The 11767-nt window shown below is 53.1% G+C and carries 6 protein-coding genes, 1 tRNA gene and 2 rRNA genes; 7 read left to right on the top strand and 2 right to left on the bottom strand.

Annotation, left to right across the window (positions count from 1 at the left end; genetic code table 11):
- Positions 1-122: 122 nt before the first annotated feature.
- From K7H21_RS26380 to K7H21_RS26365, 4 genes are all read left to right on the top strand, one after another.
- Positions 123-1094 (top strand): fimbrial protein, encoded by a 972-nt coding sequence (locus K7H21_RS26380; RefSeq protein ID WP_032742233.1) that lies wholly within the window; start codon positions 123-125, stop codon positions 1092-1094.
- A gap of 25 nt (positions 1095-1119) precedes the next feature.
- On the top strand, positions 1120-1662 hold the full coding sequence (locus K7H21_RS26375) for a fimbrial protein (protein WP_139529538.1): 543 nt from the start codon (positions 1120-1122) through the stop codon (positions 1660-1662).
- A 92-nt stretch (positions 1663-1754) separates the two neighbouring features.
- Positions 1755-2453, top strand: a complete 699-nt coding sequence (locus K7H21_RS26370; protein WP_224326587.1) for a LuxR C-terminal-related transcriptional regulator — start codon at positions 1755-1757, stop codon at positions 2451-2453.
- A gap of 76 nt (positions 2454-2529) precedes the next feature.
- On the top strand, positions 2530-3183 hold the full coding sequence (locus K7H21_RS26365; RefSeq protein ID WP_004127701.1) for a helix-turn-helix transcriptional regulator: 654 nt from the start codon (positions 2530-2532) through the stop codon (positions 3181-3183).
- Positions 3184-3333: 150 nt separating this feature from the next.
- Here K7H21_RS26365 and purD read toward each other — a convergent pair whose 3' ends face one another.
- Positions 3334-4626, bottom strand: coding sequence for a phosphoribosylamine--glycine ligase (gene purD, locus K7H21_RS26360; RefSeq protein WP_142471200.1), 1293 nt, complete (start codon positions 4624-4626; stop codon positions 3334-3336).
- A gap of 15 nt (positions 4627-4641) precedes the next feature.
- On the bottom strand, positions 4642-6231 hold the full coding sequence (gene purH, locus K7H21_RS26355; RefSeq protein ID WP_004127706.1) for a bifunctional phosphoribosylaminoimidazolecarboxamide formyltransferase/IMP cyclohydrolase: 1590 nt from the start codon (positions 6229-6231) through the stop codon (positions 4642-4644).
- A gap of 634 nt (positions 6232-6865) precedes the next feature.
- Between purH and K7H21_RS26350 the strand changes: the two genes are divergently transcribed.
- The 3 genes from K7H21_RS26350 to K7H21_RS26340 all read left to right on the top strand — a co-directional run bounded on the left by K7H21_RS26350 (position 6866) and on the right by K7H21_RS26340 (position 11663).
- A 16S ribosomal RNA gene (locus tag K7H21_RS26350) occupies positions 6866-8405 on the top strand.
- 87 nt (positions 8406-8492) lie between these two features.
- Positions 8493-8567 (top strand) — tRNA-Glu (locus K7H21_RS26345).
- Positions 8568-8757: 190 nt separating this feature from the next.
- Positions 8758-11663, top strand: a 23S ribosomal RNA gene (locus K7H21_RS26340).
- Together the 16S and 23S rRNA genes with 1 tRNA gene alongside form the textbook arrangement of a ribosomal RNA operon.
- Positions 11664-11767: the final 104 nt, after the last annotated feature.

Genomic DNA, 11767 nt, shown 5'->3' with positions numbered 1-11767 from the left:
ATATGGAAATGACCGAGCGCACGAATAAAATTTTCACCGACGTGATACCGCGCCGAAACCTATTATGCTGTTTCGCTAGTGTAAAAAACGCGGCGTTGCTTTGTCTGGCTCTGGCGGGGGGGATGCTGAGTACTGCCGCCAGCGCGGCAGAGTGTTATGCGACTGCCGGGCAGAAGTCCTATAACTTCGATATGAATTATTTGTTAGCCGATCCGTCGCAAAACTCGGCAGGAAGGGTGATCAACAATGCCTATCAGTGGAACCTCAGCGGCAACTATAACGTGACCTGTTCTTGCTCAGGCAGCTATACCGGGGCTTATATTACCGCAAAAGTGCCGGATACCGGCCAGGTATACAGCGATGGCAACCTCAACTATTACGCGATTAACGAGTACCTGGCCGTAGCCAGCGAGGTCTTTATTGGCGGCAACTATCAGGCTTTAAAGGCAACGCCGTTCACCAGCGTCAGCAACCAGAACATTTCGGTAAGCTGCGACAAATACCCTTACGGAACCGGTGCGCGTGGAACGATTTCCCTGTACTTCCGCCGGCCGTTTGTGGGGGTTCAGAGCATCCCTCTGACCAAAGTCGTCGATGTGTATATCGCATCCGATGCAACGACTCAGGCCAGCACGCCGGTTTCAACCGTCTGGATGAGCGGAACGGTCACCGTCCCGCAATCCTGCATGATTAATGGCGGCGGCGTTATTACCGTGCCTTTAGGCAGCATCATGTCTGGCGATATTGCCACTAAAGGCGAAATGGCTAAAAACTTCACGCCAAAAAACGTCAACTTTGACGTGGCCTGTACCAATATCTCCGAAGGCGTGAAGGTGAGTCTCTCCTTCCAGGGAACCCCGGATGCGAACGACCCGACCGCGTTCTCGACGACCAACAATGACGTGGGCGTCAGAATCCAGAACCCATCAGGAAACACAATCGTTCCGCAGGGTGGAGAATTACCGCTGACGATGGACTACAGCTCCCAGGTGGGGACATCGTCGATTAGCCTATTTCCAATTAACACGACAGGTAAAGAGCCTGAGACAGGTGACTTCACCGCAACGGCCACTATTCGTGCTGAAATACAATAATTCCGGGGGAAACCGGTAAGGGAAAATGATGAAGGGATCAATATCTTTATTGAGCAAACAAGCTCCGGCATTACTGCTATGTTTGGCCGCCGCTGTACTCTCGCAGTCAGCGAGCGCTGCTGACACACAGCTGAATATCACTGGTAATATTAAAGCTTCTCCGTGTAAAGTTAATGTGCCGACCGGAGGGGTTAATGTGGATCTGGGGCAGAATATTATGGCTGCGACATTATCGGATGCCGGCTCAGCCACAGAGTGGAAGCCTATCGCTATTGAAATAATAAGTTGCCCGGCGACGACTTCATCGGCCACTATGATCCTGAACGGCACGCCGGATGCCACGGAGAGTGCCATGTACTCGAATGCTGGAACGGCAACTGGGGTACAAATTGAGCTGCAAAATACGGCGGGAGCCGCGTTGGGTAATGCCTCAACGATGATTCAGGATATTAATGCCGCGACCCAGAGTACGACCTTTAATATGCAGGCGCGAGCATACAGCTCGAAGGGTAAAGCGACGCCAGGTACTATCGTCGGCGCGGTGCAATTAACCTTCGTATACCAGTAATGACAAATAAGCGCGGACTCAGGAAGAGTCCGTGCTTTAATCAGAATATCCCTTTCGTTTGGGAGCGTGACTAATAATACAAGGAAAGTATTATGAATAATATTAATAGCTCAAACTCATCGTGTGCCTCTCTTGCAGGATCGCCTGGTCGAGGCGTGCTGATAATGGATGCATGCCCCATTACCGCGCTGGGTATCAAACGGGTGTTGATCCAGGCCTGCGGGATCACCGAGCCTATAAACGATGTAAGAAATCTTGCCAGTATTTCGCCGATCGTTGCCAGCGCACCACCCGCGCTGATTGTCATGGATATCTGTGGCGAAAAAGAGCTAATGCTTGATGGGCTGCGCTTGCTGGCCCACCTGTATGAATCACATCCAGCGATAAAAATTATAATCTGTACCGATTTTCGCGATCCCCGCGTGCTTGAGCTGTTGGCCTTGTCGAATGCCCGCGGCATCCTATTAAAACACGAGCCGGTTCTGGCGCTGGCACAATGTGTTTCCGAAGTCATGTCAGGCGGACGACAGTGGTTGAGCCCGAAAACAAAACAGCTGCTTTCTAAGACAACTCGGACAAATAGCCCGCTGACCGCTCGGGAACTGGATGTACTCGTGCATCTGTTTTCAGGGCAAAATGTTTCTCGTGTCGCGCAGACGTTACATCGTAATATCCGTACGGTAAGTACGCATAAGCGCAATGCGATGGTAAAGCTGGGTTTTCACAACGACAGTGAACTCTTTTCTCAGGGGACCTGGATGGCAAAAGTTGGCCCCGTTGCCTGTCTTTAAGAGCTAACCATGAATTGTGTTGTACACAACGAAGGGCCGGGGACATCTCGGCCAGCAAGCAAGGAGCAGCTGCGTGATGAATTTATCGTCTCCATCGTCTCGAACGATCGCTTTGATGGATAGCCATCCCCTGACGCTTTCCGGGCTTTCGACACTTATTAAATCCGTTGACGCAACATGCGATATTCGGATCACCGAGTCGAGCCTGGGCAAAATCTCAGAAGCGCTGATGTACCAGTCCGTCGATATTCTTGTTACCGATTTGCAAAGCGCAGAAGAAAACCCGCACGAAGGGCTGGATATTTTACTGCGCCTGGGAGCTCAGTTCCCTGAGCTGAATGTGGTGGTGTATACGTTTTGCCATGACAGCAACGAGCTGCGGAAGTTACTCAATCAGCATAACTTCAGCGTGATAGCGCGCGGGGAGTCGATGACGGACACTGAGGACTTCTTTAAAAGGGCGTTTGTGCAAAAGCGTATACTCAGTCCGAAAATTTGCAGCAACCTCGCGCGGATTAATCACAACCATGAGAGCGTCACCTCCAGATTGACGCGCAGTGAAATTGATGTGCTGAAGCATCTGTTTAACGGTATGGATTTACAGCAAATTGCGGGTATGAAGCAGTTAAGTATCAAAACGATCAGCGCGCATAAATGTAATGCGATGCGCAAACTCGGGGTGCAATCGGATTCTGAATTGTTTGTTTTACTGAAAAATACATTCGATTAGCAGCTGATGCGGCGGCGTGAGGCATCTGAATCCAATGCATAGACAGGAACAGAAGCGCATGCGCTATGCGCTGATGAGCGCCACGGTGAGTGTGGTGGTCACAAAGTGGCCCCCTCACCGGCCCGCGGCGAAGGGGAACCGAGGACTCTGTTACGCGTCTTGCTCGCGCGCGATTGCGCGATAACCAATATCCTGGCGGCTGAAGCTGCCGTTCCAGCGAATATCCGCCATTAGCGCATAGGCACGCTTCTGCGCTTGTGCGACGGTATTGCCCAGCGCAGTCGCACACAGCACGCGACCGCCGTTGGTCAGCACCCGATCGTCATCAGAGAGCTTCGTACCGGCGTGGAACACTTTACCGTCCTCAATCTCTTCCAGCGGCAGGCCGTGGATCTCATCACCGGTAGTGTAGTTGCCCGGATAGCCGCCGGCAGCAATCACCACGCCCAGAGAAGCGCGTTCGTCCCACTCGGAGGTTTTCTTGTCCAACTGGCCTTCACACGCAGCCAGGCAGAGATCGACCAGATCGGATTTCATGCGCAGCATGATCGGCTGGGTTTCCGGATCGCCAAAACGGCAGTTGAACTCGATAACCTTTGGATTGCCCTGTTTGTCGATCATCAGGCCCGCGTAAAGGAAACCGGTATAGGTATTCCCTTCCGCGGCCATACCTTTTACGGTTGGCCAGATAATGCGTTCCATAGTGCGCTGGTGAACTTCATCGGTTACTACCGGTGCCGGTGAATAAGCGCCCATGCCGCCAGTGTTCGGGCCGGTATCGCCATTGCCCACGCGTTTGTGATCCTGGCTGGTCGCCATCGGCAGGACGTGCTCGCCGTCGACCATCACGATAAAGCTCGCCTCTTCGCCGTCGAGAAATTCTTCGATGACGATGCGGTGTCCGGCGTCGCCAAAGGCGTTACCTGCCAGCATGTCGTGAACGGCGGCTTCCGCTTCTTCCAGCGTCATGGCGACAATTACGCCTTTGCCGGCGGCCAGGCCGTCGGCCTTGATAACGATCGGCGCGCCTTTCTCACGCAGATAGGCCAGCGCGGGCTCGATGTCGGTGAAGTTCTGATACTCCGCCGTCGGGATTTGATGACGGGCGAGGAAATCTTTAGTGAAGGCTTTGGAACCTTCCAGCTGCGCGGCGCCTTCGGTTGGACCGAAGATTTTCAGGCCAGCGGCGCGGAATGCATCTACCACGCCAATCACCAGCGGCGCTTCCGGACCAACGATGGTCAGATCAATCATCTCGTTCTGGGCAAAGCTCAGCAGGGCCGGAATATCGGTGACGCCGATAGCTACGTTCTGCAGCGTCGGTTCCAGGGCGGTACCCGCGTTACCCGGGGCGACAAAAACGGTATCAACCAGCGGTGACTGTGCGGCCTTCCAGGCCAGCGCGTGTTCGCGCCCGCCGTTGCCAATAACTAATACTTTCATCGTCTGCTCCGTAAATTAATGGCGGAAGTGGCGCATATCGGTGAAGATCATCGCGATGCCGTGCTCATCGGCGGCGGCAATCACCTCTTCGTCGCGAATAGAACCGCCAGGCTGAATGACGCAGCTCACGCCAACGGCAGCAGCGGCGTCAATACCGTCGCGGAACGGGAAGAAGGCGTCGGAGGCCATAGCCGAACCTTTCACTTCCAGACCTTCATCACCGGCTTTAATCCCGGCGATTTTGGCCGAGTAAACGCGGCTCATCTGGCCTGCGCCTATCCCGATGGTCATGTTCTCTTTGGCGTAGACGATGGCGTTGGATTTCACGAATTTCGCCACTTTCCAGCAGAACAGGGCGTCACGCAACTCCTGTTCGGTTGGCTGACGTTTGGAAACCACTCGCAGTTCGCCTTCCGTCACCATGCCCAGGTCGCGGTCCTGAACCAGCAGGCCGCCGTTAACGCGTTTGAAGTCCAGACCCGGCACGCGCTGCGTCCACTGACCGCAGGTCAGGACGCGGACGTTCTGTTTAGCCGCCGTGATTTTCAGCGCTTCTTCTGTCGCGGACGGTGCGATGATCACTTCAACAAACTGGCGGGAGATGATCGCTTGCGCGGTTTCAGCATCCAGTTCGCGGTTAAAGGCGATAATGCCGCCAAAGGCCGAGGTCGGGTCAGTTTTATACGCGCGGTCGTAGGCGTCAAGAAGGGAGGTGCTTACCGCCACACCGCACGGGTTGGCGTGCTTCACGATAACGCATGCCGGCTCGCTAAACTCTTTCACGCACTCCAGCGCCGCGTCGGTATCGGCGATGTTGTTATAAGAGAGGGCTTTGCCCTGAACCTGCTGCGCGGTCGCCACGGAAGCTTCTTTGATTTCTTCTTCTATATAGAAGGCAGCCTGCTGGTGGCTATTTTCACCATAACGCATATCCTGCTTCTTAATGAAGTTCAGGTTCAGCGTACGCGGGAAGCGGCCGGCGGCTTCTTTGCTCTCGCCGTGATAAGCCGGGACCATGCTGCCAAAGTAGTTGGCAATCATGCTGTCGTAGGCTGCGGTATGTTCAAATGCTTTAATGGCGAGGTCGAAGCGGGTGTCGAGGGTTAAGGAACCTTCGTTGGCTTCCATCTCTTTAATAATGGCATCGTAGTCGCTGCTCTTTACCACAATGGCGACGTCTTTATGGTTCTTCGCCGCTGAGCGAACCATGGTTGGACCGCCGATATCAATGTTCTCAACCGCGTCTTCCAGCGAGCACCCCTCGCGAGCCACGGTTTGAGCAAACGGATACAGGTTAACAACCACCATATCGATAGGGGCGATACCGTGCTGTTGCATAATGCCATCATCCTGGCCGCGACGGCCGAGAATGCCGCCGTGAACTTTCGGATGCAGGGTCTTCACGCGTCCGTCCATCATTTCCGGGAAACCGGTGTAGTCAGAGACTTCGGTCACCGGCAGACCTTTCTCAGCCAGCAGGCGTGCGGTACCACCCGTAGAGAGTAGCTCGACACCACGAGCGGAAAGCGCCTGCGCGAATTCGACGATACCGGCCTTGTCAGAAACACTGAGCAGTGCGCGGCGGACTGGACGACGTTGTTGCATAGTATTAAATCCCCAGGATTTGAATATTACAGAGAGCGTTAGGTGAGTTTTTGTCTAAAAACTCACCTAACGCACCCAACCGGGCATCCTTGTTATAGCGCGGCATTGTAACGAAAACGTTTGCGCAACGCTCGCGAATTTTTATCTTTCTCTTTTTAGCCCCGGATGCCGCCTGGATAGACCTTATATAGAGAAGAGAGATGGCCTTTATAAGGGGGCATCTTTCATCATCTGTGGATAATTCTGTGTGTAACAGGGTATAAAGCGGGGTTTTGCTGGGGAATGCAGCAGTCAGTCATTTTTCTGCAATTTATCTATTGCGGATGCTCGGGAACTCCCTATAATGCGCCTCCATCGACACGGCAGATGTGAATCACTTCACAAACAGCCCGGTCGGTTGAAGAGAAAAAATCCTGAAATAACGGGTTGACTCTGAAAGAGGAAAGCGTAATATACGCCACCTCGCAACGGTGAGCGAAAGCCGCGTTGCACTGCTCTTTAACAATTTATCAGACAATCTGTGTGGGCACTCAAAGTGACATGGATTCTTAACGTCCTCGGACGAAAAATGAATACCAAGTCTCTGAGTGAACACGTAATTCATTACGAAGTTTAATTCACGAGCATCAAACTTAAATTGAAGAGTTTGATCATGGCTCAGATTGAACGCTGGCGGCAGGCCTAACACATGCAAGTCGAACGGTAGCACAGAGAGCTTGCTCTCGGGTGACGAGTGGCGGACGGGTGAGTAATGTCTGGGAAACTGCCTGATGGAGGGGGATAACTACTGGAAACGGTAGCTAATACCGCATAACGTCGCAAGACCAAAGAGGGGGACCTTCGGGCCTCTTGCCATCAGATGTGCCCAGATGGGATTAGCTAGTAGGTGGGGTAACGGCTCACCTAGGCGACGATCCCTAGCTGGTCTGAGAGGATGACCAGCCACACTGGAACTGAGACACGGTCCAGACTCCTACGGGAGGCAGCAGTGGGGAATATTGCACAATGGGCGCAAGCCTGATGCAGCCATGCCGCGTGTATGAAGAAGGCCTTCGGGTTGTAAAGTACTTTCAGCGGGGAGGAAGGCGATAAGGTTAATAACCTTGTCGATTGACGTTACCCGCAGAAGAAGCACCGGCTAACTCCGTGCCAGCAGCCGCGGTAATACGGAGGGTGCAAGCGTTAATCGGAATTACTGGGCGTAAAGCGCACGCAGGCGGTCTGTCAAGTCGGATGTGAAATCCCCGGGCTCAACCTGGGAACTGCATTCGAAACTGGCAGGCTGGAGTCTTGTAGAGGGGGGTAGAATTCCAGGTGTAGCGGTGAAATGCGTAGAGATCTGGAGGAATACCGGTGGCGAAGGCGGCCCCCTGGACAAAGACTGACGCTCAGGTGCGAAAGCGTGGGGAGCAAACAGGATTAGATACCCTGGTAGTCCACGCTGTAAACGATGTCGACTTGGAGGTTGTTCCCTTGAGGAGTGGCTTCCGGAGCTAACGCGTTAAGTCGACCGCCTGGGGAGTACGGCCGCAAGGTTAAAACTCAAATGAATTGACGGGGGCCCGCACAAGCGGTGGAGCATGTGGTTTAATTCGATGCAACGCGAAGAACCTTACCTACTCTTGACATCCAGAGAACTTAGCAGAGATGCTTTGGTGCCTTCGGGAACTCTGAGACAGGTGCTGCATGGCTGTCGTCAGCTCGTGTTGTGAAATGTTGGGTTAAGTCCCGCAACGAGCGCAACCCTTATCCTTTGTTGCCAGCGATTCGGTCGGGAACTCAAAGGAGACTGCCAGTGATAAACTGGAGGAAGGTGGGGATGACGTCAAGTCATCATGGCCCTTACGAGTAGGGCTACACACGTGCTACAATGGCATATACAAAGAGAAGCGACCTCGCGAGAGCAAGCGGACCTCATAAAGTATGTCGTAGTCCGGATTGGAGTCTGCAACTCGACTCCATGAAGTCGGAATCGCTAGTAATCGTGGATCAGAATGCCACGGTGAATACGTTCCCGGGCCTTGTACACACCGCCCGTCACACCATGGGAGTGGGTTGCAAAAGAAGTAGGTAGCTTAACCTTCGGGAGGGCGCTTACCACTTTGTGATTCATGACTGGGGTGAAGTCGTAACAAGGTAACCGTAGGGGAACCTGCGGTTGGATCACCTCCTTACCTTAAAGAACCTGCCTTTGTAGTGCTCACACAGATTGTCTGATAGATGTAAAGAAGCAAGACGGCTGCGAAGTCGTGACACCTCGTGTCCCCTTCGTCTAGCGGTTAGGACTCCGCCCTTTCACGGCGGCAACAGGGGTTCGAATCCCCTAGGGGACGCCACTTGCTGGCTGTGAGTGAAAGGCACAACCAACCGATATCTCAAAACTCATCTTCGGGTGACGTTTGAGATATTTGCTCTTTAAAAATCTGGATCAAGCTGAAAATTGAAACGACACACATGTTATGTGTGTTCGAGTCTCTCAAATTTTCGCGACACGATGATGTTTTACGAAACATCTTCGGGTTGTGAGGTTAAGCGACTAAGCGTACACGGTGGATGCCCTGGCAGTCAGAGGCGATGAAGGACGTGCTAATCTGCGAAAAGCGTCGGTAAGGTGATATGAACCGTTACAGCCGGCGATGTCCGAATGGGGAAACCCAGTGCAATTCGTTGCACTATCGTTTGATGAATACATAGTCAAACGAGGCGAACCGGGGGAACTGAAACATCTAAGTACCCCGAGGAAAAGAAATCAACCGAGATTCCCCCAGTAGCGGCGAGCGAACGGGGAGCAGCCCGGAGTCTGAATCAGCTTGTGTGTTAGTGGAAGCGTCTGGAAAGTCGCAGGGTACAGGGTGATACTCCCGTACACTAAAACACACAGGCTGTGAACTCGAAGAGTAGGGCGGGACACGTGGTATCCTGTCTGAATATGGGGGGACCATCCTCCAAGGCTAAATACTCCTGACTGACCGATAGTGAACCAGTACCGTGAGGGAAAGGCGAAAAGAACCCCGGCGAGGGGAGTGAAAAAGAACCTGAAACCGTGTACGTACAAGCAGTAGGAGCCCACTTGTTGGGTGACTGCGTACCTTTTGTATAATGGGTCAGCGACTTATATTCTGTAGCAAGGTTAACCGTATAGGGGAGCCGCAGGGAAACCGAGTCTTAACTGGGCGTTAAGTTGCAGGGTATAGACCCGAAACCCGGTGATCTAGCCATGGGCAGGTTGAAGGTTGGGTAACACTAACTGGAGGACCGAACCGACTAATGTTGAAAAATTAGCGGATGACTTGTGGCTGGGGGTGAAAGGCCAATCAAACCGGGAGATAGCTGGTTCTCCCCGAAAGCTATTTAGGTAGCGCCTCGTGAATTCATCTTCGGGGGTAGAGCACTGTTTCGGCTAGGGGGTCATCCCGACTTACCAACCCGATGCAAACTACGAATACCGAAGAATGTTATCACGGGAGACACACGGCGGGTGCTAACGTCCGTCGTGAAGAGGGAAACAACCCAGACCGCCAGCTAAGGTCCCAAAGTCATGGTTAAGTGGGAAACGATGTGGGAAGGCCCAGACAGCCAGGATGTTGGCTTAGAAGCAGCCATCATTTAAAGAAAGCGTAATAGCTCACTGGTCGAGTCGGCCTGCGCGGAAGATGTAACGGGGCTAAACCATGCACCGAAGCTGCGGCAGCGACACTATGTGTTGTTGGGTAGGGGAGCGTTCTGTAAGCCGTTGAAGGTGGCCTGTGAAGGTTGCTGGAGGTATCAGAAGTGCGAATGCTGACATAAGTAACGATAATGCGGGTGAAAAACCCGCACGCCGGAAGACCAAGGGTTCCTGTCCAACGTTAATCGGGGCAGGGTGAGTCGACCCCTAAGGCGAGGCCGAAAGGCGTAGTCGATGGGAAACAGGTTAATATTCCTGTACTTGGTGTTACTGCGAAGGGGGGACGGAGAAGGCTATGTTGGCCGGGCGACGGTTGTCCCGGTTTAAGCGTGTAGGTGTGTGTTCCAGGTAAATCCGGTTCACTTTAACACTGAGGCGTGATGACGAGGCACTACGGTGCTGAAGTGACAAATGCCCTGCTTCCAGGAAAAGCCTCTAAGCATCAGGTAACATCAAATCGTACCCCAAACCGACACAGGTGGTCAGGTAGAGAATACCAAGGCGCTTGAGAGAACTCGGGTGAAGGAACTAGGCAAAATGGTGCCGTAACTTCGGGAGAAGGCACGCTGATATGTAGGTGAAGTGGTTTACCCATGGAGCTGAAATCAGTCGAAGATACCAGCTGGCTGCAACTGTTTATTAAAAACACAGCACTGTGCAAACACGAAAGTGGACGTATACGGTGTGACGCCTGCCCGGTGCCGGAAGGTTAATTGATGGGGTTATCCGTAAGGAGAAGCTCTTGATCGAAGCCCCGGTAAACGGCGGCCGTAACTATAACGGTCCTAAGGTAGCGAAATTCCTTGTCGGGTAAGTTCCGACCTGCACGAATGGCGTAATGATGGCCAGGCTGTCTCCACCCGAGACTCAGTGAAATTGAACTCGCTGTGAAGATGCAGTGTACCCGCGGCAAGACGGAAAGACCCCGTGAACCTTTACTATAGCTTGACACTGAACACTGGTCCTTGATGTGTAGGATAGGTGGGAGGCTTTGAAGCGTGGACGCCAGTCTGCGTGGAGCCATCCTTGAAATACCACCCTTTAATGGCTGGTGTTCTAACGTGGGCCCCTAATCGGGGTTGCGGACAGTGTCTGGTGGGTAGTTTGACTGGGGCGGTCTCCTCCTAAAGAGTAACGGAGGAGCACGAAGGTCAGCTAATCCTGGTCGGACATCAGGAGGTTAGTGCAATGGCATAAGCTGGCTTGACTGCGAGCGTGACGGCGCGAGCAGGTGCGAAAGCAGGTCATAGTGATCCGGTGGTTCTGAATGGAAGGGCCATCGCTCAACGGATAAAAGGTACTCCGGGGATAACAGGCTGATACCGCCCAAGAGTTCATATCGACGGCGGTGTTTGGCACCTCGATGTCGGCTCATCACATCCTGGGGCTGAAGTAGGTCCCAAGGGTATGGCTGTTCGCCATTTAAAGTGGTACGCGAGCTGGGTTTAGAACGTCGTGAGACAGTTCGGTCCCTATCTGCCGTGGGCGCTGGAGAATTGAGGGGGGCTGCTCCTAGTACGAGAGGACCGGAGTGGACGCATCACTGGTGTTCGGGTTGTCATGCCAATGGCATTGCCCGGTAGCTAAATGCGGAAGAGATAAGTGCTGAAAGCATCTAAGTACGAAACTTGCCCCGAGATGAGTTCTCCCTGACCCTTTAAGGGTCCTGAAGGAACGTTGAAGACGACGACGTTGATAGGCCGGGTGTGTAAGCGCAGCGATGCGTTGAGCTAACCGGTACTAATGAACCGTGAGGCTTAACCTTACAACGCCGAAGATGTTTTGGCGGATTTGAGAAGACAACAATTTCAGCATTGATTCAGAGTTGAGTACGCAATAATTTGCGCAGCAGCAAGGCGACAAGCGAAG

This window comes from Klebsiella sp. CTHL.F3a (genome assembly GCF_019890895.1).
Taxonomy (GTDB): domain Bacteria; phylum Pseudomonadota; class Gammaproteobacteria; order Enterobacterales; family Enterobacteriaceae; genus Klebsiella; species Klebsiella grimontii.
This window is presented reverse-complemented; position numbering and strand designations above follow the sequence as displayed.